Source organism: Rhodanobacter sp. FW106-PBR-R2A-2-24 (assembly GCF_058789615.1).
Map to the genome: position 1 here is coordinate 2,082,216 of NZ_JBYTBV010000002.1, position 24,429 is coordinate 2,106,644.

Sequence of the window (24,429 nt, forward strand, 5' to 3'; positions counted from 1 at the left end):
ATACGGCGCGGCGGCCCGATTGGATGCCCGGTACCTGGTCAGCGCGGCGGCAACGCCTGCCACGCCTGCAGCGCCGCCTCGCGCGTGGCGCCGACGTCCACCATGGCCGCGGGATAGCCGCAGGCGGCCAGTGCCGCCGGATCGCGCCACGGCTCATGCAGCAGCTTCGCCGGCAGCGCGGCGAGTTCGGGCAGCCAGCGCTTCAGGTAGGTCGCATCCGGGTCGAACTTCGCCGCCTGCGTGTAGGGGTTGAACACGCGGAAATACGGCGCGGCATCGGCGCCGCAGCCGGCCACCCACTGCCAGCCCAGCGTGTTGTTGGCGAGGTCGGCGTCGACCAGCGTGTCCCAGAACCAGCGCGCACCGTGTCGCCAGTGCTGGCGCAGGTTCTTGGTGAGGAAGCTTGCCGCGATCATGCGCACGCGGTTGTGCATCCAGCCGGTGTGCCACAGCTCGCGTATGCCGGCGTCCACCAGCGGAATGCCGGTACGGCCGCGCTGCCAGCGGTGCAGGGCCACGCGATCGTCGTCGGCCCAGCGGAACGCGTCGAAGCGCGGGTTGAAGTTCTCGCCGGGCGTGCCGGGAAAGTGGTAGAGCAGGTGGTGGGCAAACTCGCGCCAGCCCAGCTCGCGCAGGTAAGGCTCGATATCGGGGCGGCGACGCGCATCGATGCGTTCGACGCGCGCTTGCAAGGCGTGCAGGATCTGGCGCGGCGTGATCTCGCCGAAATGCAGGTGTGGCGACAGGCGCGAGGTGCCGTGGCGCGCGGGCAGGTCGCGGCCGTGGGCGTAGTCGGCCAGCGCGTCGTCGCAGAACAGTTCCAGTTGCTCCTGCGCGCCGGCTTCTCCCGGCTGCCAGCTTTCGGCAAGGCCGCCAGCCCACGCGATGCGCGGCTGCAGCGCCAACGCCTCCAGTGGCAGGCTGTCGGGCAGGCGCAGCCACTCGTGGGCGCGCGCCGCCGGCAACGGCGGTTCGACCGGCAACTGCGTGCGCAGCTTGCGCCAGTACGGCGTGAACACGCGATAAGGCTGGCCCTCGGCCGTGGCGACCTGCCATGGCTCGCACCACAGGTTGCCGGGAACGCTGTGCACGGCGACGCCGTCGGCGCGCAGTGCCGTCTTGAGCGCGGTGTCCTGCGCGATGGCGGCCGGTTCGTAGCGGCGGCTCCAGTACACCGCGGAAGCGCCACTGGCAGCGATCAGGGCACGCAGCGTGGGCAGGTCGTCGCCGCGCGCGACATGCAGCACGGCGCCTTGCGCGGAAAGACGCTCCTGCAAGGCCTCCAGTGAGCGGTGTAGCCACCAGCGACTGGCCGCGCCGGGCTCCCATGGTGCCTCCTCGTGCGGGGCGTGCAGATACACCGGCAGCACGCGTTCGTGCGCGGCGCAGGCGGCGGCGAGCGCCGGGTGATCGGCCAGCCGCAGGTCGCGGCGGAACAGCATCAGCGCCGTGCTCATGGCGCTGGCCCGGGGCGTGGCCCGGTGGGGTGCTGCGTGAGGGAAAGCGCGTGCATGGGCTGGTGGGTGTCCGGCAGACTGGACACCGTTACGTGGCGGCCGCGGTTTTGGATCTCGCGCGTTGCCCGGTGCCGGCCCGGGTGCGCCGCCGTGCATCGACCACGGCCGTGGTTCGTGCAGGCTTCGGATGGCGTTGCGGCGGATTTGTCACGGGTGCTCAGTGCACGCCGGCGTCGCGTCTGGCCTGCATGGCCGCGAGCCGGGCGCGGATGGTCGGAATCGCCGCCAGCGCCGCCTGTTCGCCGGCGAGGATGGCCTTGTTCTTCTGGTCGAAGTCGGCCGGGCCGATGCCGCCGATGTCGGGACGGATCACCACGTCGGCACGGGCGGTTTCCTGCCTGGCCAGCTCGCGGCCCATGATGGTGATGGACTGGCCCATGATGCCCAGCATGCCTTGCGGGTTGCTGCCGCTGGGCTTGGCCGAGATGTCCACGGCGATCACGAAGTCGGCGCCGAGCTGGCGCGCGGCGTCCACCGGGATGGGGCTGACCACGCCGCCGTCCACGTATTGCTTGCCGGCGATCCTTGCCGGCTCGAATACGCCGGGGATGCTGCACGAGGCGCGCACCGCCTGGCCGGTGTTGCCGCGCACGAACACCGTGCGCGCGCCGGTGGCCAGTTCGGTGGACACCGCCGCGAACGGCAGCTTCAGTTTTTCGATGGGCTGGTCATGCACCTGCTGGTTCACGTAGTTCTCCAGCGCGCGTCCGCGCACCAGCCCGCCGGAAAACAGCTGCACGTCGCGGATCTTCGCCTCGTCCAGGTCAACCGCCGCCTGCTGCATCTGGAAGGCGTTCATGCCGCTGGCATAGAGCGCGCCGACCACGCTGCCGGCGCTGGTGCCGGCCACCACGTCGGGATGGATGCCGCTGGCTTCCAGCATCTTGATGACGCCGATATGGGCGAAGCCCTTGGCCGCCCCGCCGCCCAGCGCCAGCCCGATCTTGAGCTTCACCGGCGGTGGCGGCGGCGGTGTCACCACCGGCGGCGGCTCCGGCTTGGCGGCGTGGGTGCAGGCGCCAAGCATCAGCGTGGCGACAAGGGGCAAGAGCAGGCGGCGAAGGGACATGGCGGGTAGGAACGCGCTTGCGCGCGATGCTTTTGGGTGGAATGGGATAGACAGCGCGATCGCCCGCGAGCGGGCTCCTACGCCTTGTCGGCGTCGCGGTGGCGGCGCGTGGCCAGCTCGACCTCGTGCCTGGAGCCCAGGAACACCGGCACGCGCTGGTGCAACGCCGTGGGCTGCAGTTCCATGATGCGCTCGCGCCCGGTGGTGGCGGCGCCGCCGGCCTGCTCGATGATGAAGGCCATCGGATTGGCCTCGTACATCAGGCGCAGCTTGCCGCTGCCGCCCTTGGCGGTGATCTTGGCGTCCAGCGGGTAATAGAACACGCCGCCGCGGGTCATGATGCGGTGCACGTCGGCCACCATCGAGGCCACCCAGCGCATGTTGAAATCCTTGCCGCGCGGGCCGTCCTTGCCGGCCAGCAGTTCGCCGACGTAGCGCTGCATCGGCGCCTGCCAGTGGCGCTGGTTGGACATGTTGATGGCGAACTCGGCGGTTTCCTCCGGCACGCGGATGTCGCGCCGCGACAGCACGAAGCTGCCCACCTCGCGATCCAGCGTGAACTCGTGGCTGCCGTGGCCGAAGGTCAGCACCAGCACGGTGGACGGGCCATACACCACGTAGCCGGCGGCGAGCTGGGCCGTACCCGGCTGCAGGAAGTGTTCGGCCGTCGGTTCGCCCATGCCGTCGGGGCAGCGCAGCACCGAGAAGATGGTGCCCACCGATACGTTCACGTCGATGTTCGAGCTGCCATCCAACGGATCGAACAGCAGCAGGTGCTGGCCCTTGGGGTACATGTCGGGGATCGGCTGCGGGTCTTCCATCTCCTCCGAGGCGCAGGCGGCCAGGTGCCCGCCCCAGGCGTTGGCTTCGAGCAGGATCTCGTTGGAGATCACGTCCAGCTTCTTCTGCGCCTCGCCCTGCACGTTGTCGGTGCCGGCGTTGCCCAGCACGCCGCCCAGCGCGCCCTTGCCCACCGCCACGCCGATGCGCTTGCAGGCGCGCGCCACCACTTCGATCAGCAGGGAAAGCTCGGCATTGACGTGGCCGGCGCGGCGTTCCTCGATCAGGAACTGGATCAGCGTGATGGGGCGCATGGTGGCTCCGTAGCGAAAAAGTGCCGCCATTGTCCCGGCTGCGGCTGAACCGCGCCAGCCCGACTGCTGACAGAATGCTGGCAGCAGGGGGCTGGCATATTGGCTGCGTACGACGCGTTCCCACTTCCCACCGAGAGAGCTGCCATGAACTCACCCGCCCTGGTGTTTTTCCACAACCCCCATAGCCGTTCCTGCATGACCCGCGCCCTGCTCGAAGAGCTGGGTGCGGACTACGAGCTGTGCCCGATCGATTTCCGCAAGGACGAACAGCGCTCGCCGGATTACCTCGCCATCAATCCGCTGGGCAAGGTGCCGGCCATCCGTGCCGGCGGCGAGGTGGTGACGGAAACCGTGGCGCTGCATATCTGGCTGGCCGACCGCTTCCCGCAAGCAGGGTTGGCGCCAGCCCTGGACGATCCGCAGCGCGGCAGTTACCTGCGCTGGCTGGTGTTCTACGCGGCCTGCATGGAGCCGGCCATCGTCGACAAATCACTCAAACGCGAGCCCGGCCCGCACGCACAATCGCCGTACGGCGATTTCGACAGTGTGGTGAGCACCATAGGCACGCAGATCGAACGCGGCCCCTGGTTGCTCGGCGAGCGCTTTACCGCCGCCGACGTGCTGTGGGGCAATGCGCTCGGTTGGATCACCGGCTTCGGCATGCTGGAGGCCACGCCGGCCATCGCGTCCTACATCGAGCGGGTGCGGACGCGACCGGCGCAGCAACGCGCGCAGCAGGCAGACGCCGCCCTGGTCAAGGAAATGGGTCTGGCCTGACACCCATGCGTGGCGCAGGCACAATGTCCGCATGCGCCGCGCCGACCGCCTGTTCCTCATCATCCACGCCCTGCGCGGCCGCCGCACCGCGCTGCAGGCGCGCACGCTCGCGCAGACGCTGGGCGTGTCGCTGCGCACGGTGTACCGCGACGTCGCCGACCTGCAGCGCTCCGGCGTGCCGATCGAGGGCGAGGCCGGCGTCGGCTACGTGCTGCGCAAAGGTTCGGACATCCCGCCGCTGATGTTCACCGCCGACGAACTCGAATCGCTGGTGGTCGGCACGCGCTTCGTGCGTGCCTTCGCGGGCGACCGGCTCGCCGCCGGGGCGCAGGCGGCGCTGCTGAAGATCGAAGCCGTGCTGCCGCCCGAGCTGCGTGAGCGCGCCGCACGCACGCGCATCTACGCGCCGGTGTGGCGCGACCAGGGCCGCACCGATTTCGCGCTGCTGATCGACCGCCTGCATGCCGCCATCGAGCGGCGTCACGTGCTGCGGCTGGACTACCGCGACGAGGGCGGCCAGCCCAGCCTGCGCGACGTGGAGCCGCTGTGCCTCGCGTTCTGGGGCGGCAAGTGGACGCTGGGCGCGTGGTGCCGGCTGCGCCGGGACTTCCGCAACTTCCGCCCCGATCGCATCCACGCCAGCGAAGCCACCGGCGAGACCTTCGCCGAGGTGCCGGGCCGCGGCCTCGACGACTACCTGCGCGTGGTGGGCGGCGATCGCGCGGGCATGAACTGAGAGCCTGTGGAAAAACCGCCTGTCTACTGCGGCTGCCGCCGAACGCCCTCGCGACGGTGTTCGAGTTTTCACGGACGCTGAGCGGCGGCGGATTTTCCGTCGGCGCCGGACCGCATGCCGCGACGGCATGACCTTCGCCGCATTGCATGCGCGGCCACGACGTGGGACGGTGCGACGGTTGCGCGCTCAGGCATGCGGCGCCGTTGGCCACGAAACCGTGAGGACTCCCCGTGTACAAGACCCTGCTGCTGGTTGCCGCAACGGCGTTGGCCTTCACTGCCGGCCTGCCGTCGGCACAGGCCGTTGTTGCTGGCGCCGATGCGCGCTTCACCGCCATCTACACCGCCGAGTGGGCGTGGCGCACCGGCCAGGCCGGCATCAGCGCCTCGGGCGAAGCGCAGCCGGACAATGGCCGCCTCGATGACGTGGACGCCGCCAGCCAGCAGCGGCGGCTCGACCACTGGAAGCAGGTGATGGCGCGGCTCGATGCCATCGACGCCAAGCGGCTCACGCCGGCCAACCAGGTGAACTACGCGGTGTACCGCGAGCAGATCCGCAACTTCATCGCCGACCAGCAGTTCAAGCAGTGGCAGATGCCATTCAATAGCGATTCGGCGTTCTGGAGCGACGTGGACTACCAGCTGGGCGGCGACCACCTGCGCACGGCGGCCGACTACCGCAAGTACCTCGATCGCCTCGGCCAGATACCGCGCTACTTCGACCAGCAGATCGCCAACATGCGGCTGGGCCTTGCGCGCGGCTTCAGCGTGCCGCGCGAAGTGCTGCAGGGCCGTGACCGCTCCATCGCCGCTGTGGCCGGCTTGAAAGACCCCACTGCGGCCAGCTTCTACGCACCGTTCAAGCACCTGCCCGAGACGATCCCCGCCGACCAGGCGCAGGCCTTGCGCGGCGAGGCACAGCGATGCATCCGCGACGCGGTGATCCCCGCCTACGCGAAGCTGCTGAAGTTCTTCGACGACGACTACGTGCCGCAGGCGCGCAGCACGCTCGCCGCCGAGGCGCTGCCCGACGGCCAGGCCTATTACCGCCAGCAGCTCCGCGAATACACCACGCTGGATCTCTCGCCCGACCAGATCCACCAGCTCGGCCTGGAGCAGGTGGCGAAGATCCACGCGCAGATGCTGGCGGTGATGCAGCAGACCGGTTTCCAGGGCAGCTTCGCCGACTTCCTGCACTACCTGCGCAGCGACCCGCAGTTCTACGCCAGAACGCCGCAGGAGCTGCTCGACAAGACCGCCTGGGTGGCCAAGCAGGTGGACGGCCAGGTCGGCAAGTTGTTCGGCCACCTGCCGCGCGAGCGCTTCACCATCGAACCGGTGCCGGCCGCCATCGCGCCGTACTACACCTCGGGCCGCGGCGGCCCGGACGTCTATCTGGTCAACACCTACGACCTGCCCTCGCGGGCGCTCTACAACATGCCGGCGCTGACCCTGCACGAGAGCTATCCCGGGCATGCGCTGCAATTAGAGCTGGCCGAGGAGCAGCACCACTTCCCCGCGTTCCGCCGCGACGGCTACATCTCCGCCTACGGCGAGGGCTGGGGCCTGTACGCGGAATACCTCGGCAACGAGATGGGCATTTACGACACGCCGTACAAGCAGTTCGGCTACCTCACCTACCAGATGTGGCGCGCCTGCCGCCTGGTGGTCGACACCGGCATCCACCACCTCGGCTGGACGCGCCAGCAGGCCATCGATTACCTGACCGGGAACACCGCGCTGAGTCCGCTGGAAATCGCCAACGAGGTGGATCGCTACATCAGCTGGCCCGGCCAGGCCGACAGCTACGAGCTGGGCTTCCTCACCATCCTGAAGCTGCGCGCCAAGGCGGAACAGGCGTTGGGCGGCAAGTTCGACCTGCGCGCCTTCCACGACACCGTGCTCTCCACCGGCTCGGTGCCCTTGCCGGTGCTGGAGGCGCGCATCGACCGCTTCATCAAGGACGGTGGGCCAGAGCCGGACGACGGCCACGCGCAGCGGCCATGACACCCCAGTCTTGCACGGCGAGCCCCGCGCAAGACTCGTCGTTGCTCAGGTATCCGCGTCGGTGGCAAAGCCTTCCCGCGTGCCGCGCTGAAACACGCGGTCGCTGTCCAGCACGTCGGCGGCGGCATGGGCGGGGGTGGTCTTGAGCCCGGCGTAGATCGGCGTGAAGTCGGGGCGAGTGGCTTCGAACAGTTGCTCGAAGTTGTCGATCACGAAGTAGGTTTGCTGGAACGTGTCGATCTTGTAGCGCGTGCTCATCACGCGCGAGAGGTCGAAGCCGATGCGGTTGGGCGCGGCCGCGTCCAGGCTGTAGATCGACTCGCCCTTGGAACTCAGGATGCCGGCGCCGTAGATGCGCATGCCCGCGCCGGTGTGGATGAGGCCGAACTCCACCGTGTACCAGTACAGGCGGGTGAGGTTCATCAGCGCCTCGGGGCCGATGCCGAAGGCCTTCATGCCACCCTGGCCGTAGGCCTGCATGTAGTCGGCGAACACCGGGTTGAGCAGCAGCGGCACGTGGCCGAACAGGTCGTGGAACAGATCCGGCTCGCTGAGGTAGTCGAGTTGCTCGGGCTTGCGTATCCACCAGCTCACCGGGAAGCGGCGGTGGGCGAGGTGGTCGAAGAACACCTCGTCCGGCAACAGGCCTTCCACCGCCACCAGCTCCCAGCCGGTGGTCCGGCGCAGCAGGCGGGTGATGTCCTCGAATTTCGGGATGCCACCGTTGCCCAGGCCGAAGCGCTGCACGCCATCGAGGAATTCCGCGCAGGCGCGCTCGGGCAGCAACTCGCGCTGGCGCTTGAACAAGCTGTCCCACACCGCGTGGTCGGTGCGCGTGTAGCTCGCCCAGGGCTGTTCCACCACGCCGGTGGCGTAGACCGGGATATAGCCGCGGTCGGTCTGCTGGTGCTCGATCTTGCGGGGCGTGACGGCGTTCATGGCGGGCTCCGGGAGTGACCGTGCCAGCATAGGCGCAAGCCGATGCACGAAGATTGTTTGCTTGCATGCAAGGTGGTCTTTTGCGCAATATCATTGCGCAAATATGATTCGAAACCGAGGTTTCATGCATGGCCACGCTGGATCGTACGGATCTGCGCCTGCTCGCGGTGCTGCAGACGGAAGGGCGCATCACCAATGCCGAGCTGGCCGAACGGGTGAACCTGTCGCCCTCGGCCTGCCTGCGCCGCCTGCAGCGGCTGGAGACGGACGGCGTGATCGCCGGCTATGCCGCGCGGATCGAGCCGCAGGCAGTGGGTCTGGGCCTGCAGGCCTTCGTGCGCGTGCAGCTGGTGAAGCACGAGGCGGCGGTGATCGAGCGCTTCGTGGATTGCGTCAATGGCTGGGACGAGGTGGTGGCCTGCCATGCGCTCACCGGCGACATGGACTACCTGCTGCACGTCTACGTGGCCGATCTCGCCGATTTCTCGCGCTTCCTGCTCGACCACCTGCTGAATGCCGCCGGGGTGGCCGACGTCAACTCCAGCTTCGTGCTGCGTACGGTGAAACGCTCGCCCGCGCTGCCGCTGTCGCGGGCGCAGCATGTTGTGGGCGGCAGCCGCTAGACTAGGCGGCCGATGGATACCGCCACCACCCACCAGACCACCCGGGACTACCTGCGGCCGCTGCGCTACCTCTGGCGCGTGCCGCTGCTGCTCGTCCACATCGTGCTGGCGATCGCGCTGGCCGGGCTGGTGATGAGCTGGAACCAGCACCGCGTGATGCAGGATGGCCGCGAGCCGCTGCCGCACCGCCTGATCCGCCTGTGGGCCAAGGGCCTGCTGCGCATCTTCGGCATGCGTTCGGTGCGCGTGGGCCAGCCGCTGGCCGATCCGGTGCTGTTCGTGGCCAACCACACCTCGTGGATCGACATCGTGCTGCTGCATTCGCAGCGTGCGGTCTGCTTCGTGGCCAAGGCCGAAATCGCCGGCTGGCCGCTGGTGGGCTGGCTGGCCAAGGGCGGCGGCACCATCTTCCATCGGCGCGGCAACAATCATTCGCTGAGCGCGGTGATGCAGGCGATGGTGGAACGCCTGCGCGAAGGCCACGCGGTGGCGGTGTTCCCCGAGGGCGGCACCAGCCACGACGGCGAGCTCAAGGTATTCCACGCGCGCATCTTCCAGGCCGCGCTGGACGCCGGGGCCGCCGTGCAGCCGGTGGCACTGCGCTTCGCGCGCGCCGGCCGCCGCGAGCGCGACGCCGGCTTCCGCGAGCACGAGAGCTTCTTCGCCAATTTCCTGCGCCTGCTCGGCAATCCGCCGATGGATGCCGAGGTGCACTTCCTCGCCACGGTGCCGGCCAGCCCCGATGCGCGCCGCAAGATGGCCGAGCTCTCCCGCGAGCGGATCGCCGCCGCGCTGGAGGATCGCGCCGCATGAGCCTGCCGCGCGGCGCGGACTTCCAGCCGTCCTGGCCGCTCACCAGCGGCCACCTGCAGACCATGCTTTCTTCCAGCGGCATCCGCCGCCTGCTGCTGCCGCGCCGCGCGCGGCGGGTGCAGCAGGGTGCCGAGCCGGTGCTGGTGGACGGCGGCAACGGCGTGCGCCTCTCCGGCGCCTACACCGCGCAGCGCGGCCGGCCGCAGGCGCGCGGCCTGGCCGTGCTGTTCCACGGCTGGGAAGGCAGCGTGGACTCCACCTACGTGCTGCAGACCGGCAGCCGCCTGCTCGCCGACGGCTGGGACGTGTTCCGGCTCAATTTCCGCGACCACGGCGACAGCCATGATCTGAACGAGGCGCTGTTCCACTCCTGCCGGCTGGACGAGGTGGTGCATGCGCTGGCCGACATCGCGCAGCGCTGGCCGACGCGCCCGCTGGCGCTGGCCGGCTTCTCGCTGGGCGGCAACTTCGCGCTGCGCGCGGCGATCGAGGCGCCGCGCGCCGGCATTCCGCTGGCCTACGCGCTGGCGGTGTGCCCCATCATCGACCCGGCCGAAGGCCTGTTCTCGCTGGAGGAAGCCGCGCCCTGGTTCTACCAGGCCTACTTCATGCACAAGTGGCGGCACTCGCTGCTCAAGAAGCAGAAGGCGTTTCCGCAGCATCGCTATTTCGAAATGGCGGAACTCAAGCGCGACCTGCGCGGGCTCACCGAATCGCTGGTGCGCCGGCACACCGACTTCGGCAGCCTCGAACAGTATCTGGACGGCTATTCGGTGGCCGGCAGCGCGCTCCAGGCGCTGCACCTGCCGGTCACCATCCTCACCGCGCGCGACGACCCGGTGATCCCGGTGGACGCCTTCGAGAAACTCGACCTGCCGCCCAACGTGGAGCTGGAAATCGCCGAACACGGCGGCCACTGCGGCTTCATCAGCGGTCGCAACATGGTGAGCTTCACCGACGACTACATCGCGGCACGGTTCAACGCGGTGGCCGGCAGGTAGGAGCGCGCCAGCGCGCTCCTACGGCGGCCATGCCGTGGCTGAGGTCTGCCGCATCCGTCAATCCGCCGCCACGCAGCGGCCTTGCGCCCAGGCGCGCAGCGCGGCGACCTGTTCGTGCATCAACACGGAGAGCGGGCGGGTGGTGTGCAGTGCGTCGAGCAGGGCGGCTTGATCCGGGCCGCCGGCCTGGCCGGCGGCGGCGTACAGCGCGCTGACGATGGCCTGTTCGATCTCCGCGCCGGAGAAGCCATCGCTGGCGGCGGCCAGCGCGGGCAGGTCGTAGCCCTTGGGATCGAGCTGGCGCCGCACCAGGTGCATGGCGAAGATCTCCGCGCGCACTGCTTCGGCGGGCAGGTCGACGAAGAAGATTTCGTCGAAGCGGCCCTTGCGCAGCAGTTCGGCGGGCAGTTCCGTCACCGCGTTGGCGGTGGCCACCACGAAGACCTTGGACTTGCGCTCGGCCATCCAGGTCAGCAGGTAGCCCAGCACGCGGCGCGACACGCCGCCGTCCTCGCCGCCGCCGGCCAGGCCCTTTTCGATTTCGTCGATCCACAGCACGCAGGGCGCCAGCAGTTCGGTGCTGGCCAGCGCCTCGCGCAGGTTCTTCTCCGTCTCGCCTTGGTACTTGTCGTACAGCGCGCCGAAATCCAGCCGCACCAGCGGCACGCCGAAGCCGCCGGCGATGGCCTTCGCCGCGAGGCTCTTGCCGCAGCCTTGCACGCCCAGCAGCAGCATGCCCTTGGGCGGATCGAGCCGGGGATCGGGCGTGGCGGCGAGGAACACCGCGCGGCGCAGCTTCACCCACTCGCGCACGCGCGCGATGCCGGCGATGTCGGCGAAGTTGGCGGTGGCGTATTCGTAGTGCAGCAGGCCCGAGCGGTTCAGCAGGTCGAACTTGGACTGCATCAGCTCGGGCAGATCCTGCGGGCCCAGCGCACCGTCGTTGTAGATCAGCTTGCGCACGATGCGCCGCGCGTCCGGCGCGGACAGGCCCAGCAGGTTGCGCACGATGGTGCGCGCAGCCTCGTTGTCCACCTCGATGCGGCGGCCCTGCTCGCGCTGCCAGGCCAGCGCCTCGCCGCGCATGATCGCGGCCAGTTCCTTGAGGTCGGGCAGCGCCAGCGGCACGCGCAGCGCCAGTGCTTCCAGGTCGGCCGGCAGCTCCACCTTGGCGCCCACCAGCACGATGGTGTGCGAGGCCGAGCGCTGGCGCTGCACGATCTCGCGCAGCAGGCGCTGGCTCATCGCGTAGCCGAGCAGGCCGTGGAAGTCGAACAGCAGGTAGATGCCGCGTTCGGAGGCGCCGCGAACCGCCTCCAGCGTGCTGGTGACGTCGGCCGCCGCCGCCGGTTCCGATTGGGCGAAGTCGAGGCGGGCGAGGCCGGTGGTGAGCGTCCAGCGCCACAGCGGATGCAGCGACTGCGCGATCACGTGGCGGAAGCACTCGATCACGCGCTGTTCGTCCACCGTCTCGATCACCAGCAGCGGCGTGGCCGCACGCACCAGGGTGGTAAGGTCTTGCAGCTCGCTCATGCGTCCTCCGGGCAAGGGCGCCATGGTAATGCCTGTGGGGATGGGCGGGCGGCGGCATGCTTTCCCGAGTCCCGAGCCCCCAACACCACGTCACGAGGCAAGCCATGCAGCTACGCAGCGACAATTTCGCGGACGGCCAGCCGATTCCCGCCGCCAACGCCTTCGGCAAGCCCGGCGCGCCGGTGGCGCTGTCGGACAACCGCAGCCCGCACCTGGCCTGGCGGGACGCGCCGGCAGGCACGCGCTCCTTCGTGCTCACCTGCATCGACGTGGACGTGCCCAGCCGTGGCGACGACGTGAACCAGGTGGGGCGCACCGTGCCGGCCGAGCTGCCGCGCGTGGAGTTTGTGCACTGGCTGATGGCGAACATCCCCGCCGAATGCGGCGAGCTGGCCGAAGGCGCGTGCAGCGACGGCATCACGCCGCGTGGCAAGCGCGAACCCTTCGGCCCACCGGGCAGCGTGCAGGGCGTGAACGACTACACCGGCTGGTTCGCCGGCGATGCCGACATGGCCGGCGACTATCGCGGCTACGACGGCCCGTGCCCGCCGTGGAACGACAGCCTCGTGCACCACTACCACTTCGCCGTGCATGCGCTCGCCGTGGACGCCTTGCCGCTGTCGCCCGGCTTCACCCTGGCGCAGCTGCGCGCGGCGATGGACGGTCAGGTGCTGGCTTCGGCCACGCTGACCGGCACCTACGCGATCCGCCCCGTGTGATGTGGCGCACGTTCCGGGCCGACTCTTCACGCCCGGATGGCGGGCGTTGTAGGTAAATGGCAGGTAGTCGCGCCACTGCGCGCGACTGTCGTTCGCCGCACGGACCGTACGCATGCTGCACTACGCCCTGGTTTTCTTCATCGTCGCCCTGATTGCCGCCGTACTGGGTTTCGGCGGCTTTGCCGGTGTGGCCGCCGAGGTGTCGAAGGTGCTGTGCGCGGTGTTCCTCGGTCTGGCCGTGGTTGCTTTCCTGCGCCGCGCAAAGTGAACCTGCGCAAGCGGGCCATGGCGCTGCGCGCGGCGAATCGGCATGCTATGCGTCTGCCATGTGGAGCCGCGACATGAACGATCAGCCAGCAAGCCCCGGCGGCGCTGCCGCCAACCGCATCGATACCGGTGCCGAGCGGATCAAGCAGGCCACCTCCAGCGTCATCCAAGGCACCCGCGATGCCGTGGAGCGGGCCGCCGGGCACGTGGAGGAAACCTTGCACCGCGCCACCGACCAGGCCGCCGCCGGCGCGCACCGCGTGGACGACACGCTGGACGAGGCCGCCGCGCGTGGCCGTGCCGCGCGCGACGCCGCGCTGGAACGCGCCGACGTCTGGCTGGGCGGGGTGCGCGACTACGTGCGCGAGAAGCCAGTGCAGTCGGTGGCGATCGCGCTGGCGGCGGGCTGGCTGATCGGCCGGCTGCTGCGGCGCTGAGTCGGCGCGTGCAGCCGTCCACCGCCGCGCCGCCGCCGGACGAGGCGCCGCCGGAGGCGTCGGTGCTGGATGAGGGCACGCGCCTGGCCGGTGCGCTGCGCCACTGGCTGGCGGCGCAGCGGCAGTTGCTGCATGCCGAGCTGGGGCTGGCACGCAGCGCGCTGGCATGGTGGCTGGCGGCGGCGCTGGCCGCCGTCGTGTTCGCGGTGGCGCTGGGCCTCACCTTGCTGGGTCTGCTGGCGGTCGTGCTGGCCGCGGGCCTGCATTCCTGGGTGGCGGCGCTGGCCGTGCTGGCGCTGCTGCAAATCGTGCTGCTGGCGGCGTCGATCATGCTGTTCCGGCGTTGCCTGCGCTGGATGAGCCTGCCAGCTACGCGGCAGGAGTGGCGCGCGGCATGGCAGGCCGCCACGGCAGGCCCGCGCGCTGGCCGCGATGCCGATACGAAGGGCAATGACGCATGAGGCTCTGGCAGCACATCGGGGCGGTACGTGCCGCGCGGGCGCAGGCGCAGACGCGGCGTGCGGCGCTGGCCGCCCCGGCGGCGGCCCTGCTTGCGTGCGGACGGCGCCATCCCCTCGTCGCGCTGGGCGTCATCGGCGGCGTGGGCCTGCTGCTGGGCGGTCTCGACCTGCGCCTGCCGCGCATGGCGGGCTGGCGTGGGCTGCTGGGTGGCGGCTTGGCCGAGGCGCTGGCGCAAGCCATCCGGCTGGCCAGCGCGCCGGGCGCCGGGGGCGATACGGACACATGAATACCCCAGCGGACGCCCTCGACGTGGCCGTCGCGCCGTCGTTCCAGACCGGTGGGTCGCCGCCGCGCCCGCCGGCCGGACAGCCGCGCGTACGCGGCGCGCGGCGCCACCTGCGCGCGATCCGCGTGCTGCTGCAGGTGCTGCTGTTGCTGGCGCTGCTGTACACCGCCACGCTGTGCAAGACGCTGCTGATTCCGCTGGTGCTGGCCGCCTTCATCGGGCTGGCGCTCAATCCCATCGTGGCCTTCGGCGCGCGCCACGGACTGCCGCGCTGGCTGGTCGCCAGCGTGTTGATGCTGGCCCTGGTCGGCGGCATCGGCGCCGGCATCGGCCTGCTCACACCACCGGCGCTGGACTGGGTTCACGAGGTGCCGCGCACCCTGCGCGGCTTCGTACCCAAGCTCGAACACCTCACCCGCCCGCTGGATGCCGCCAACCTCGCCACCCAAGCTCTGGTGAACGGCCATCCGGTGCGCGCGCGGCGGCAGCCGGTCGACGTGGCGGTGAGCGCGTGGGACGTGGTTTCCAGCGCGCCGCCGGTGCTGGCGGCGGTGCTCACCGTGCTGCTGCTGGTGTTCTTCTTTCTGGTCTACGGTGAGCTCTTGCTGCGCCGGCTGGTGGAGATCGCGCCGGGCTTCGGCCGCAAGCGCCAGGCGGTGGTGGTGGTGCGCGGCATCCAGGGCGAGGTGTCGCGCTACATCCTCACCACGCTCACCATCAACTTCGCCCTGGGCGCGCTCACCGCCGCCCTGCTGTGGCTGCTGCATCTGCCCGATCCGCTGCTGTGGGGCGCGGTGGCGATGTTCGCCAACTTCATCCCCTACGTGGGCGCCATCGTCACCACCGGCGTGTTGCTGCTGGTGGGCCTGGCCCACGACGCCGCGCTGGGCCAGGCCGTGCTGCCGGCCTTGTGCTTTGCCGGCCTGAGCGGCCTGGAGGGCAACGTGGTGACGCCGCTGATCCTGGGCCGGCGCATGCGGCTGTCGCCCATCGCCATCCTGATCTGGCTCTTGGTCTGGGGCTGGCTGTGGGGAGTGCCCGGCGCGCTGCTCGCCGTGCCCATGCTCACCAGCGCCAAGCTGATTGCCGAACACGTGCGCGGCGGGGCGTGGTTCGCGCGCATCGTGCAGCGCTAGGCGTCTGGGCGGCCACGGCGCCGCCGCGTCAGTCCTCGCGTGGCGAAGGGCATCCCGCGGCCGTGGATCGATCATGCAGCAGGTGCGCCACGAGCAGCGCCACCGCCGTGCCGGCCAGTTGGGCCAGCACGAAGCCCGGCACATCGGCGGGCCGGATGCCGGCGAACGTACGGGTCAGCGCCCGCGCCACGGTGACCGCGGGGTTGGCGAACGAGGTGCTGGCGGTGAACCAGTAGGCCGCGAAGATGTAGCTGGCGACCAGCGCCGGCATCGCCGCCGGCCGGGCACGCGCGCCGAGCAGGATGGTGAGCAGCAGGCCGGCGGTGGCCACACCCTCGCTCAGCCACTGCGCGGCGCCGCTGCGGGCATGCGTGCCGGGCTGCAGCAGCGGCTGGCCGAACATGGCGTGGGCCAGCAGCACGCCGCCGACCGCGGCGATGAGCTGCACCGCGACGTAGGCCAGCGCCTCGCGCGTGTCGAGTTCGCCGCGCAGGCGCAGCGCCAGGCTCACCGCGGGGTTGAAGTGCGCGCCGGAGATCGGGCCGAGCACGGCGATCAGCACGTACAGGATGCCGGCGGTCGCGGTGGCGTTCGCCAGCAGCGCGATGCCGCCGTTGCCGCCGGACATCGCCATGCCCATGATGCCGGAACCCACCACCGTGGCGAGCAGCGCGCAGGTACCGAGGAATTCGGCGAGCAGTCGGCGCGACAGCGGCATCACAGTGTCGCCAGCAGACGGCGGACGCGGGCGGCGATCTCGTCGCGCACCGCGCGATAACCGTCGTCGTCCAGGTGCTTCGGGTCGGGCAGTTGCCAGTCCTCGCGCCGCCGCGCCGGCACCCACGGGCAGCTGTCGCCGCAGCCCATGGTGACGACGGCATCGAATTCGCCGTCGATCTCGGCGAGCGACTTCGACGCATGCGTGCCCAGGTCGTAGCCCAGTTCGGCCATGAAACGCACCGCCTTCGGGTTGATCCGGCCGGATGGCGCCGAACCGGCGCTCAGTGCTTCGACCGCCGCGCCACCATGGATGCGCGCGAAGGCTTCGGCCATCTGGCTGCGGTTGGCGTTCTCGATGCAGACAAACAGGATGCGTTTCATCGGGACGGGCTCATGGCATGGGGATGCTGGAAGGGAAAGGTGCGCCTTGCCGCTCTCAGCAGCAGCCGGAATTCGGCGCGCAGCAGGTGCCGCCTTTGTCGACCTTCGGCTTCGTCGCGCGCCCGCCCGGTGTGCAGGTCGCTCCGTCGGTCGCGCAGGCCGCGCCGGCGGCGGCATAGGTCGTGGCGTCGCCGACGGTGTGGAAGCTTTCCCAACGCGTACCTTGCGGGTCTTCGGTCCACAATTTGTCCGAGCGGGCATAGCAGCAGATGGCGCCGGCCTCCGGCACCACGCTGCCGCCGGCGGCGTCCAGGCGAGCCCCGAGTGCGGCGAGTTCGTCGGCGCTGTCGACCTGCAGGCCGAGGTGGTCGACGCCCGGCGCGCGGCCGGTGCTGGAGATCGCGAAGTTGACGCGCGGGTCTTCCAGCATCCACTTGGCGTAGTCGTGCTTGACCACGCTGGGCTCCGCGGCGAACAGCTGTGTGTAGAAGCGGATGCTGCCGGCGAGGTCGGCAACGTTGAGATGCACGTGGAATCGGTTCATGGCTTGGCTCCGGTCTGGCGCGGCTTGCAGGTGGTCGCCGGCCCGCAATCGGCGGTGCCGGCGCAGCAGTTCTCGGTGAGGTAGGCCAGCAGTGCGTTCATCTGCCGGTAGTTGGCGCGGACGCGGATCACCCGCCCCTCGCGCTGATCCTCGACCAGCCCGGCGGCGCGCAGCACGTTGAGGTGGGCGCTCAGGGTGGCGGCGGGGAGATCCAGGTGTTCACGCAGCTCGCCCACCGCCAAGCCCGCCGGGCCGACCTGCACCAGCCGGCGGAACGCGGCGAGGCGGGTGTCGTGGCCGAGCGCACCGAGGGCGGCGAGGGCGACTGGTGTTTCCATGTTTTCATATTTCCAGAAATATAGAACCTTTGTCAACAAAGACCGCTTTCCGTGTCACCGGACCCGGCTTAGGGTCCGGATCGATGCGTCGCTGGGAACACGGCGGAGGTTTTCCCGCAGCTAGCGCGATATCGTGAGTACCGCGCCGGCAATCGGGAGCTGGCGGAATTCCCCGGGCGTGCTCGGCTACGTGGGCGGCCGTTGGCGCGTGCCGCATTCGCGGGAAATGGCGCGCGTCACCACGCGATGCGCTGGCCGTCGCGCAGCAGTGCGCCGTTGATGCCCGGCTCGGGCAGGCAGGCGGCGGCCACGATGCCGTCGGCGCCGCGTTCCACTGGGCCGCCGCCGGGGCCGCCCAGTGCGGTGGCGACCCAGCCGGGACAGACTGCGTTGACCAGGATGCCGCTGCCGGCGAGTTCAGCGGCGAGCGCGCGGGTGTAGGCGTTGAGCGCGGCCTTGGACACGCGGTAGGCGGGATAGCCGCTCGCGTCGGGCGCCATGCTGCCGGCGCAACCGCTGGTGACGTTGACGATGCGGCCGTAGCGGTGCCGGCGCATCAGCGGCAGCAGTGCGCTGCACAGCTGCCAGGCGCCGAGCAGGTTCGTCTCCAGCGCGGCGCGCACGGCGTCGGGGGTGCTGCTCTCGGTGCGCGCCTCGCGGTCGGCATGGCCGCCGGCGTTGTTCACCAGCACGTCGAGCCGGCCGTGCTCGCGTTCGATCCAGGTGGCGAGTTCGGCGATCTGCACGGCATCGGTGATGTCGAGCGGCACCGCGGTGGCGTCACCGCCGATCTGCCGCGCCGCCTCGAAGCCCAGGCCGCGGTTTGCCCCGGTGACCAGGGCCACGCGATGCACGGGCGAGCTTGTCGGCACGCCCGTTGCCGCCCGCTGGCGTGCCGTGCTCATGGCACCGCGGCCACCGGAGTGGCGACCGGTGCGCAGCGCGTGTCGTCGCCGCAGGCCTGCCAGCCGCCGCCGAGCGCCTTGTACAGCGCCACCGCGCGGGTGTCGATCGCGGTCTGCGCCTGGGCCAATGCGTCGTCCGCGGCGAGTTGCACGCGTTCGGCGTCCAGGAGTTCCAGATAGCCGGTGGCGCCTTGCTCATAGCGCACCTTGGCCAGCCCGGCGGCGCGGCGGCTCTGCTGCGCCTGCGCGATCAGCTTCTCGACGCGGTCGTGCTGCAGGTTATAGCCGACCACGGCGTTGTCGACGTCCTCGATCGCCTCCAGCACGGTGCGCTGGTAGTTCGCTTGGGCCGCGTCCGCGCGTGCCTCGGCGGCGTGCAGGTTGGCGCGCACGCGCTGCACGTTGAGGCCGTTCCAGGTGATGCTGGGCGCAATCGACCAGGCGCGGGTGGACGGGCTGCCGAAGTCGTTGCTGCGCCCGGCGAGGAAGCCGAGGAAGCCGCCCAGCGAGAGGTGCGGGAAGAAATCCGCCTTGGCCACGCCGATGCGCGCGTTGGCGGCGGCGTATTCGCGTTCGGCGATGCGCACGTCGGGGCGGCGCGACAGCACGTCGCCGGCAGCGCCGATCGGCAGCACCGCGTCGATCGGCTTGAACGTCTGCGGCGACACGTCGACGTCGAGCGCGCCGGGCTGTTCGCCCAGCAGCACAGCGAGGCGGTAGGTGTCCGCATGTGCCTGGATGTCGAGCAGGGGCAGTTGCGCCTCCGTCGCGCTCAGTTGCGCCGCGACGCTGGCCACGTCCTGGTCCGAGGCGGTGCCCACCTCGGCGCGGGCGCGGATCAGCTTCAGCGTGTCCTGCTGGTTGGCGATGTCGCGCCGGGCGATGTCCTGCCGTTGCTGGGTGCCGCGCAGGTCGAAGTAGTTGCGCGCCACCTCGGCGAACAGGCTCACCTGGGCATCCTGCAGCGCGGCCTCGCTGGCGCCGAGGTCGGCGTGCGCGGCTTCCACCGAGCGGCGCACGCCGCCGAACACGTCGATCTCCCAGCTCGCGTCGAAGCCGGCCTGGTAGGCGGTCACCGTGTTGCGCCGGGCGCTGAGGCCGGGCGTCTGCTCGCGGCTGCGCGTATACGAGGCGCCGGCCTGGATGTCCGGCAGGTACTGCGACTTCGCGCCGCCGAGCAGGGCGCGCGATTCGGCGAGGCGCGCCACCGCGATGCGCAGGTCGAGGTTGTTCGCCGCCGCGCGCTGGATCAGCGCATCGAGGGTGGGGTCGCCGAACTGCTCCCACCACGCGGCCTGGAACTGCGCGGCGCTTTCGCGCACCGCGTCGAGCTCCTGCAGTTGCGTGGTCGGCGTGGCCGGCTTGTGGTAGTTCGGGCCCACGCTGACGCAACCGGCGAGCGCGAGGGCGGCGAACAGGGCGGTACTACGGAGCAGGTGCTTCATCTCAATGTCCCTCCAGCGCCGGCAGTGCATTCGCCTGCGCGTGCTTGCGCGCTTCGCGGCGCTCCACCAGGGCGCGGATCACGACGTAGAACAGCGGGGTGTAGATCAGCCCGAAGACGGTCACGCCGAGCATGCCGGCGAACACCGCCACGCCCATCGCGTGGCGCATCTCGGCGCCGGCGCCGTGCGAGGTCACCAGCGGCACCACGCCCATGATGAAGGCGAACGAGGTCATCAGGATCGGGCGCAGGCGCAGCCGTGCTGCCTCCAGCACCGCCTCGTGCCGGCTCATGCCTTCCATCTGCATTTCGCGGGCGAACTCCACGATCAGGATCGCGTTCTTGCAGGCCAGGCCCACCAGCACGATCAGGCCGATCTGGGTGAAGATGTTGTTGTCACCACCCGACAGCCACACGCCGGCGATGGCGGACAGCAGCACCATCGGCACGATCAGGATCACCGCCAGCGGCAGCGACCAGCTCTCGTACAGCGAGGACAGCACCAGGAACACCAGCAGCACGCACAGCGGGAACACCAGTACCGCGGTGTTGCCGGCAGAGAATCTGCTGATACGTAAGGTCGGTCCACTCGAAGCTCATGCCGTTCGGCAGCACCTGGCGCGCCAGCTTCTCCATTTCCGCCTGCGCCTGGCCCGAGCTGTAGCCCGGCGCCGGGCCGCCGTTGATCTCGGCGGTGGGATAGCCGTTGTAGTGCTGCACGCGATCCGGGCCGGCGCCGTGTGCCACGGTGACGAAGGAGCCCAGCGGCACCATCTCGCCCTTCGCGTTGCGTGTCTTCAGCTGGCTGATGTCCTCCAGGTCGCTGCGGAACTGCGGCTCGGCGGACAGGTTCACCTGGTAGGTGCGGCCGAAGCGGTTGAAGTCGTTGACGTAGAGCGAGCCGAGGTAGGCCTGCATGGTCTGGTAGACGTCGCCCAGGTTCACGCCCTCGGCCTTGGCCTTGGCACGATCCACGTTCACGTCCACCTGCGGCACGTTCACCTGGAAGCTGGAGAACAGCCCGGCCAGCTCCGGATCCTTGCGGCTCGCCGCAATCAGCTTCTGCGTCTGCTGGTACAGCTCGTCGAAGCCGACCTGGCCGCGGTCCTCGATCTGCAGGCGGAAGCCGCCGATCGTGCCCAGGCCCATCACCGGCGGCGGCGGGAACACCGCGATGTAGGCGTCCTGGATCGCCGCGAACTTCGCGTTCAGCGCGCCGGCGATCGCACCCGCGGAAAGATCCGCGCTGCGCCGCTGGTCGAACGGCTTCAGCGTGACGAACACGATGCCGGCGTTGGTCGAGTTGGTGAAACCGTTCACCGACAGGCCGGGGAAGGCCACCGCGCTCTGCACGCCGGGCTGCTTCAGCGCGATCGCGCTCATCTGCTTGATCACGTCCTCGGTGCGGTCCAGCGAGGCGGCGTCGGGCAGCTGGGCGAACGACACCAGGTACTGCTTGTCCTGGGTCGGCACGAAACCGGTGGGCACGTGCCAGAAGCCGAACGCGGTGAGCGCGATCAGGCCCGCGTACACCAGCAGCGCGGCGCCGCCCTTGCCCTGCATGCGGCGCGTGCCTGCCACGTAGCGTTCGGCACCGCGCTGGAACACCCGGTTGAACGGGCGGAACAGCCAGCCGAACAGGCGGTCGATGGCGCGGGTGAGGCGGTCCTTCGGCGCGCCATGCGGCAGCAGCAGGATCGCCGACAGCGCCGGGCTCAGGGTCAGCGAGTTGAATGCCGAGATCACCGTGGAGATCGCGATGGTCAGCGCGAACTGGCGGTAGAACTCGCCGGTGAGGCCGCTGATGAAGGCGGTGGGGATGAACACCGCGCACAGCACCAGCGCGGTGGCCACGATCGGCCCGGTGACCTCGTGCATCGCCTTGCGCGTGGCCTCCTTCGGCGACTGCCCCAGCTCGATGTGGCGCTCCACGTTCTCCACCACCACGATGGCGTCATCCACCACGATGCCGATCGCCAGCACCATGCCGAACAGGCTCAATGCGTTAAGCGAGAAGCCGACCAGGTACATCACCGCGAACGTGCCGATCAGCGACACCGGCACCGCGATCAGCGGAATGACGGACGCGCGCCAGGTCTGCAGGAACAGGATCACCACCAGCACCACCAGCAGGATCGCCTCCAGCAGGGTGTGCGCCACCGCCTCGATCGAGCCGCGCACGAACACGGTCGGGTCGTAGACGATGTGGTAGTCGATGCCCTGCGGGAACTCCTTTTTCAGCTGCGCCATGGTGGCGCGCACCTCGTCGGAGATCTGGATCGCGTTCGAGCCGGGCCGCGCGAAGATCGGGATCGCCACCGCCGGCTGGTTGTCCAGCAGGCTGCGCAGCGCGTACTGGTTCGAGCCCAGTTCCACGCGCGCCACGTCGCCCAGGTGCACGGTGGCGCCGTCGGCATCGGTGCGCAGCACGATGTTGCGGAAGTCATCGACCGTGCTCAGCCGGCCCTGGGTGTTGATGTTGAGCTGGAAGTCGGCAGTGCCGCGCACCGGCGGCGCGTTCAGCGCGCCGGCCGCCACCTGCACGTTCTGCTCGCGGATCGCGTTCGCCACGTCGCCGGTGGTGAGGCCGCGCTGGGCCAGCTTGTCCGGGTTCAGCCACACGCGCATCGAGTACTCGCCGGCACCGAAGATCTGCACGTCGCCCACGCCGTTCAGGCGGCCCAGCACGTCCTTCACGTGCAGCCGCGCGAAGTTGGACAGGTACAGCATGTCGTAGCGTTTGTCGGGCGAGGTGAGGTGCACGACCATGGTGAGGTCGGGCGAGCTCTTCTGCGTGGTCACGCCCAGCCGCTGCACTTCCTCCGGCAGGCGCGGCAGCGCCTGCGACACGCGGTTCTGCACTTCCACCTGGGCGTCGTTGAGGTTGGTGCCCAGCGCAAAGGTCACGGTCAGCGTCATCACGCCGTCGCTGGTAGCCTGCGAGGAGGTGTAGAGCATGCCTTGCACGCCGTTGATCTGGGTTTCCAGCGGCGTGGCGACGGTTTCGGCGATCACCTTGGGGTTGGCGCCGGGGTAGTTGGCGCGCACCACCACGGTGGGCGGCACGACTTCGGGGTATTCGCTGATCGGCAGCTGGAACACCGCAATGGAGCCGGTGATCACGAACAGCAGCGATAGCACGGCTGCCATGATCGGCCGGTCGACGAAAAACTGGGCAATGTTTTTCATGAGGAATCCTTGGGAGCCTTGCCAGTGGCGGCTCTTGACTCGTCCCCCTGCGACGCAGGGGGAGGTTGGGAGGGGTGGGCTTTTGCTGGTGGGCTTCACCCCACCCCATCCCTCCCCTGCTGCATGCAGGGGAGGGGGCTCAGCCTTGCGGTTCGTGGGCTGGCGGCTTGGTCATCGCGGTACGTGAATCGTCATGGCCGCTTGCCTCCACCACCGCCTTGTCCGGCGCGTCCAGGCGGTAGTCCATCGCCACCTGCTGCGGGCTCACCTCGGCGCCCGGGCGCACGCGCTGCAGGCCGTTCACCACCACCACGTCGCCGGGCGCGAGACCGCTGTCGATCACGCGCAGGCCGTGGAACAGCGCGCCGGTGCTGACCTTGCGGTATTCCACTTTGTGCCCGGCGTCCACCACGTAGACGAACTGGTTGCCGAGGTCGGTGCCGACCGCGCGGTCGTCAATCAGCAGGCGTGGCTGCGGCTGGCCGCTCCGCAGGCGGACGCGGGCGTACAGGCCCGGGGTGAACAGCCTGTCCTGGTTGTCGAACACCGCGCGCAGCCGCATCGTGCCGGAGTCGGTGTGCAGCTGGTTGTCGACGAAGTCGATGCGGCCGGTGTGCGGGTAGCCGCTCTCGTCGGACAGTTCCATCGCAGCCTCGATGCGCGGGCTGTTGCCGTCCTGCGTGGCCTTGGCGCGTAGGTGATCCAGCTTCAGCCAGGTGTGCTCGTCCACGTCGAAGACCACGTAGACCGGGTTCACCGAGACCACGCTGGTCAGCACGTCGCTGCTGCCGACGAGGTTGCCGGGGGTGATGTGCACGTTGCTCACGCGGCCGTCGATCGGCGCGCGCACCTCGGTGAAGCCGAGGTTGAGCTTCGCGGAGGCCAGCGCGGCATCGGCGGCGGCCAGCGTGGCCCGCGCGCTCTGCGCGGCAGTGTCGAGGCGGTCGGCCTCTTCCTGCGCGATCGCATGTTGATCGAGCAGGCGATGGCCGCGCTGGGCGTTGGCCTGGGCCAGGCCCAGTTCGGCCAGCGCCTGCGTGCGGTTGGCGGTGAGCCGGTTCACCTCGGCCTGGAACGGACGCGGGTCGATGCGGAACAGCACGTCGCCCTTGTGCACCAGCGCGCCTTCCTTGAACGCCACCGAGTCTACGTAGCCGCCCACGCGCGGGCGTACCTGCACGCTGTCCACTGCCTGCACGCGGCCGGTGAATTCGGCGCTGTTGCTGATCGGGCGCAGCAGGGCGCGCGCCACGGTCACTTCCGGCAGGGCGGCGCCAGCGCCGGGGGTCTGGGCGTGGCTGCCACCGTGCTCGCCGAGCAGGGCCCAGCTGCCGGCGGCCGCCACCACGACGAGGCCGGGCAGGATCAGTTTCTTCTTCATCTTCGCGTTCCCTTGAGTGGGGTCGTGCGGCGATGCAGCACGATGGGGAAGCGAATAATAGGTGTACCATCGGGTACAGAAAACCCCAAATTTATGAACTCTACTAGTGACT

At 69.8% G+C, this 24,429-nt stretch carries 24 protein-coding genes and 1 pseudogene; 12 read left to right on the top strand and 13 right to left on the bottom strand.

What is annotated here, in order from left to right:
* Positions 1 to 38: 38 nt before the first annotated feature.
* The 3 genes from AC3WQA_RS10640 to AC3WQA_RS10650 all read right to left on the bottom strand — a co-directional run bounded on the left by AC3WQA_RS10640 (position 39) and on the right by AC3WQA_RS10650 (position 3,680).
* Positions 39 to 1,457: a cryptochrome/photolyase family protein gene (locus AC3WQA_RS10640; RefSeq protein ID WP_492675024.1), complete on the bottom strand. Its 1,419-nt coding sequence runs from the start codon at positions 1,455 to 1,457 to the stop codon at positions 39 to 41.
* 217 nt (positions 1,458 to 1,674) lie between these two features.
* Entirely contained in the window at positions 1,675 to 2,586 is a 912-nt protein-coding gene (locus AC3WQA_RS10645; RefSeq protein WP_492675025.1) for a patatin-like phospholipase family protein, read from the bottom strand.
* Positions 2,587 to 2,663: 77 nt separating this feature from the next.
* On the bottom strand, positions 2,664 to 3,680 hold the full coding sequence (locus AC3WQA_RS10650; RefSeq protein ID WP_492675026.1) for a class 1 fructose-bisphosphatase: 1,017 nt from the start codon (positions 3,678 to 3,680) through the stop codon (positions 2,664 to 2,666).
* A 144-nt stretch (positions 3,681 to 3,824) separates the two neighbouring features.
* Here AC3WQA_RS10650 and AC3WQA_RS10655 point away from each other — a divergent pair, with 144 nt between their 5' ends.
* From AC3WQA_RS10655 to AC3WQA_RS10665, 3 genes are all read left to right on the top strand, one after another.
* The gene (locus AC3WQA_RS10655) at positions 3,825 to 4,457 is read left to right on the top strand and encodes a glutathione S-transferase family protein (protein ID WP_492675027.1); all 633 of its coding nucleotides are present in this window, start codon (positions 3,825 to 3,827) and stop codon (positions 4,455 to 4,457) included.
* Positions 4,458 to 4,488: 31 nt separating this feature from the next.
* Positions 4,489 to 5,193: a helix-turn-helix transcriptional regulator gene (locus AC3WQA_RS10660; protein ID WP_492675028.1), complete on the top strand. Its 705-nt coding sequence runs from the start codon at positions 4,489 to 4,491 to the stop codon at positions 5,191 to 5,193.
* A 230-nt stretch (positions 5,194 to 5,423) separates the two neighbouring features.
* Complete coding sequence (locus AC3WQA_RS10665) at positions 5,424 to 7,199, top strand: DUF885 domain-containing protein (RefSeq protein ID WP_492675029.1); 1,776 nt, start codon at positions 5,424 to 5,426, stop codon at positions 7,197 to 7,199.
* 45 nt (positions 7,200 to 7,244) lie between these two features.
* Here the strand turns inward: AC3WQA_RS10665 and phhA are convergent, their stop codons facing one another.
* Positions 7,245 to 8,138 carry a phenylalanine 4-monooxygenase gene (gene phhA, locus AC3WQA_RS10670; RefSeq protein ID WP_492675030.1) on the bottom strand — a complete coding sequence of 298 codons (894 nt, stop codon included), beginning with the start codon at positions 8,136 to 8,138 and terminating at the stop codon, positions 7,245 to 7,247.
* A 128-nt stretch (positions 8,139 to 8,266) separates the two neighbouring features.
* Between phhA and AC3WQA_RS10675 the strand changes: the two genes are divergently transcribed.
* From AC3WQA_RS10675 to AC3WQA_RS10685, 3 genes are read left to right on the top strand one after another with little or no spacing between them, the layout of a single operon-like run.
* The gene (locus AC3WQA_RS10675) at positions 8,267 to 8,761 is read left to right on the top strand and encodes an Lrp/AsnC family transcriptional regulator (protein WP_492675031.1); all 495 of its coding nucleotides are present in this window, start codon (positions 8,267 to 8,269) and stop codon (positions 8,759 to 8,761) included.
* A 12-nt stretch (positions 8,762 to 8,773) separates the two neighbouring features.
* Complete coding sequence (locus AC3WQA_RS10680) at positions 8,774 to 9,574, top strand: lysophospholipid acyltransferase family protein (RefSeq protein ID WP_492675032.1); 801 nt, start codon at positions 8,774 to 8,776, stop codon at positions 9,572 to 9,574.
* On the top strand, positions 9,571 to 10,575 hold the full coding sequence (locus tag AC3WQA_RS10685) for a YheT family hydrolase (protein WP_492675033.1): 1,005 nt from the start codon (positions 9,571 to 9,573) through the stop codon (positions 10,573 to 10,575). The genes AC3WQA_RS10680 and AC3WQA_RS10685 overlap by 4 nt, the downstream gene beginning before the upstream one ends.
* Before the next feature lie 57 nt (positions 10,576 to 10,632).
* Here AC3WQA_RS10685 and AC3WQA_RS10690 read toward each other — a convergent pair whose 3' ends face one another.
* Positions 10,633 to 12,108: an AAA family ATPase gene (locus AC3WQA_RS10690; protein ID WP_492675034.1), complete on the bottom strand. Its 1,476-nt coding sequence runs from the start codon at positions 12,106 to 12,108 to the stop codon at positions 10,633 to 10,635.
* A 104-nt stretch (positions 12,109 to 12,212) separates the two neighbouring features.
* Here AC3WQA_RS10690 and AC3WQA_RS10695 point away from each other — a divergent pair, with 104 nt between their 5' ends.
* The 6 genes from AC3WQA_RS10695 to AC3WQA_RS10720 all read left to right on the top strand — a co-directional run bounded on the left by AC3WQA_RS10695 (position 12,213) and on the right by AC3WQA_RS10720 (position 15,415).
* On the top strand, positions 12,213 to 12,827 hold the full coding sequence (locus tag AC3WQA_RS10695) for a YbhB/YbcL family Raf kinase inhibitor-like protein (protein WP_492675035.1): 615 nt from the start codon (positions 12,213 to 12,215) through the stop codon (positions 12,825 to 12,827).
* A 112-nt stretch (positions 12,828 to 12,939) separates the two neighbouring features.
* The gene (locus AC3WQA_RS10700) at positions 12,940 to 13,095 is read left to right on the top strand and encodes a DUF1328 domain-containing protein (RefSeq protein ID WP_492675036.1); all 156 of its coding nucleotides are present in this window, start codon (positions 12,940 to 12,942) and stop codon (positions 13,093 to 13,095) included.
* A gap of 73 nt (positions 13,096 to 13,168) precedes the next feature.
* Positions 13,169 to 13,531 (top strand): ElaB/YgaM/YqjD family protein, encoded by a 363-nt coding sequence (locus tag AC3WQA_RS10705; RefSeq protein ID WP_492675037.1) that lies wholly within the window; start codon positions 13,169 to 13,171, stop codon positions 13,529 to 13,531.
* An 8-nt stretch (positions 13,532 to 13,539) separates the two neighbouring features.
* Entirely contained in the window at positions 13,540 to 13,992 is a 453-nt protein-coding gene (locus tag AC3WQA_RS10710) for an ABC transporter ATP-binding protein (RefSeq protein ID WP_492675038.1), read from the top strand.
* Entirely contained in the window at positions 13,989 to 14,279 is a 291-nt protein-coding gene (locus tag AC3WQA_RS10715) for a hypothetical protein (RefSeq protein ID WP_492675039.1), read from the top strand. Before AC3WQA_RS10710 ends, AC3WQA_RS10715 begins: the two co-directional genes overlap by 4 nt.
* A complete protein-coding gene (locus tag AC3WQA_RS10720; protein ID WP_492675040.1) occupies positions 14,276 to 15,415 on the top strand; it encodes an AI-2E family transporter in 1,140 nt (379 codons plus the stop codon). Before AC3WQA_RS10715 ends, AC3WQA_RS10720 begins: the two co-directional genes overlap by 4 nt.
* A 28-nt stretch (positions 15,416 to 15,443) precedes the next feature.
* Here AC3WQA_RS10720 and AC3WQA_RS10725 read toward each other — a convergent pair whose 3' ends face one another.
* The 8 genes and pseudogenes from AC3WQA_RS10725 to AC3WQA_RS10760 form a co-directional block, all read right to left on the bottom strand.
* Positions 15,444 to 16,133, bottom strand: coding sequence for an aquaporin (locus tag AC3WQA_RS10725; protein WP_492675041.1), 690 nt, complete (start codon positions 16,131 to 16,133; stop codon positions 15,444 to 15,446).
* Positions 16,133 to 16,516 carry an arsenate reductase ArsC gene (locus tag AC3WQA_RS10730; RefSeq protein ID WP_492675042.1) on the bottom strand — a complete coding sequence of 128 codons (384 nt, stop codon included), beginning with the start codon at positions 16,514 to 16,516 and terminating at the stop codon, positions 16,133 to 16,135. The genes AC3WQA_RS10725 and AC3WQA_RS10730 overlap by 1 nt, the downstream gene beginning before the upstream one ends.
* 55 nt (positions 16,517 to 16,571) lie before the next feature.
* Complete coding sequence (locus AC3WQA_RS10735; protein ID WP_492675043.1) at positions 16,572 to 17,060, bottom strand: ArsI/CadI family heavy metal resistance metalloenzyme; 489 nt, start codon at positions 17,058 to 17,060, stop codon at positions 16,572 to 16,574.
* A complete protein-coding gene (locus tag AC3WQA_RS10740) occupies positions 17,057 to 17,398 on the bottom strand; it encodes an ArsR/SmtB family transcription factor (RefSeq protein ID WP_492675044.1) in 342 nt (113 codons plus the stop codon). The genes AC3WQA_RS10735 and AC3WQA_RS10740 overlap by 4 nt, the downstream gene beginning before the upstream one ends.
* Before the next feature lie 236 nt (positions 17,399 to 17,634).
* Complete coding sequence (locus AC3WQA_RS10745) at positions 17,635 to 18,303, bottom strand: SDR family NAD(P)-dependent oxidoreductase (protein WP_492675045.1); 669 nt, start codon at positions 18,301 to 18,303, stop codon at positions 17,635 to 17,637.
* A complete protein-coding gene (locus tag AC3WQA_RS10750) occupies positions 18,300 to 19,748 on the bottom strand; it encodes an efflux transporter outer membrane subunit (protein WP_492675046.1) in 1,449 nt (482 codons plus the stop codon). Before AC3WQA_RS10750 ends, AC3WQA_RS10745 begins: the two co-directional genes overlap by 4 nt.
* Before the next feature lies 1 nt (position 19,749).
* Positions 19,750 to 22,936 (bottom strand): annotated as a pseudogene (locus AC3WQA_RS10755) (efflux RND transporter permease subunit).
* Between the two features lie 139 nt (positions 22,937 to 23,075).
* Positions 23,076 to 24,317, bottom strand: coding sequence for an efflux RND transporter periplasmic adaptor subunit (locus tag AC3WQA_RS10760; protein ID WP_492675047.1), 1,242 nt, complete (start codon positions 24,315 to 24,317; stop codon positions 23,076 to 23,078).
* Between the last annotated feature and the right edge of the window lie 112 nt (positions 24,318 to 24,429).

Coding starts and splice junctions, on each gene's coding strand:
- AC3WQA_RS10640 (WP_492675024.1), bottom strand. CDS start 1,457: ATGAGCACGGCGCTGATGCTGTTCCGCCGCGACCTGCGGCTGGCCGAT.
- AC3WQA_RS10645 (WP_492675025.1), bottom strand. CDS start 2,586: ATGTCCCTTCGCCGCCTGCTCTTGCCCCTTGTCGCCACGCTGATGCTT.
- AC3WQA_RS10650 (WP_492675026.1), bottom strand. CDS start 3,680: ATGCGCCCCATCACGCTGATCCAGTTCCTGATCGAGGAACGCCGCGCC.
- AC3WQA_RS10655 (WP_492675027.1), top strand. CDS start 3,825: ATGAACTCACCCGCCCTGGTGTTTTTCCACAACCCCCATAGCCGTTCC.
- AC3WQA_RS10660 (WP_492675028.1), top strand. CDS start 4,489: ATGCGCCGCGCCGACCGCCTGTTCCTCATCATCCACGCCCTGCGCGGC.
- phhA (WP_492675030.1), bottom strand. CDS start 8,138: ATGAACGCCGTCACGCCCCGCAAGATCGAGCACCAGCAGACCGACCGC.
- AC3WQA_RS10675 (WP_492675031.1), top strand. CDS start 8,267: ATGGCCACGCTGGATCGTACGGATCTGCGCCTGCTCGCGGTGCTGCAG.
- AC3WQA_RS10680 (WP_492675032.1), top strand. CDS start 8,774: ATGGATACCGCCACCACCCACCAGACCACCCGGGACTACCTGCGGCCG.
- AC3WQA_RS10685 (WP_492675033.1), top strand. CDS start 9,571: ATGAGCCTGCCGCGCGGCGCGGACTTCCAGCCGTCCTGGCCGCTCACC.
- AC3WQA_RS10690 (WP_492675034.1), bottom strand. CDS start 12,108: ATGAGCGAGCTGCAAGACCTTACCACCCTGGTGCGTGCGGCCACGCCG.
- AC3WQA_RS10695 (WP_492675035.1), top strand. CDS start 12,213: ATGCAGCTACGCAGCGACAATTTCGCGGACGGCCAGCCGATTCCCGCC.
- AC3WQA_RS10700 (WP_492675036.1), top strand. CDS start 12,940: ATGCTGCACTACGCCCTGGTTTTCTTCATCGTCGCCCTGATTGCCGCC.
- AC3WQA_RS10705 (WP_492675037.1), top strand. CDS start 13,169: ATGAACGATCAGCCAGCAAGCCCCGGCGGCGCTGCCGCCAACCGCATC.
- AC3WQA_RS10715 (WP_492675039.1), top strand. CDS start 13,989: ATGAGGCTCTGGCAGCACATCGGGGCGGTACGTGCCGCGCGGGCGCAG.
- AC3WQA_RS10720 (WP_492675040.1), top strand. CDS start 14,276: ATGAATACCCCAGCGGACGCCCTCGACGTGGCCGTCGCGCCGTCGTTC.
- AC3WQA_RS10725 (WP_492675041.1), bottom strand. CDS start 16,133: ATGCCGCTGTCGCGCCGACTGCTCGCCGAATTCCTCGGTACCTGCGCG.
- AC3WQA_RS10730 (WP_492675042.1), bottom strand. CDS start 16,516: ATGAAACGCATCCTGTTTGTCTGCATCGAGAACGCCAACCGCAGCCAG.
- AC3WQA_RS10735 (WP_492675043.1), bottom strand. CDS start 17,060: ATGAACCGATTCCACGTGCATCTCAACGTTGCCGACCTCGCCGGCAGC.
- AC3WQA_RS10740 (WP_492675044.1), bottom strand. CDS start 17,398: ATGGAAACACCAGTCGCCCTCGCCGCCCTCGGTGCGCTCGGCCACGAC.
- AC3WQA_RS10745 (WP_492675045.1), bottom strand. CDS start 18,303: ATGAGCACGGCACGCCAGCGGGCGGCAACGGGCGTGCCGACAAGCTCG.
- AC3WQA_RS10750 (WP_492675046.1), bottom strand. CDS start 19,748: ATGAAGCACCTGCTCCGTAGTACCGCCCTGTTCGCCGCCCTCGCGCTC.
- AC3WQA_RS10760 (WP_492675047.1), bottom strand. CDS start 24,317: ATGAAGAAGAAACTGATCCTGCCCGGCCTCGTCGTGGTGGCGGCCGCC.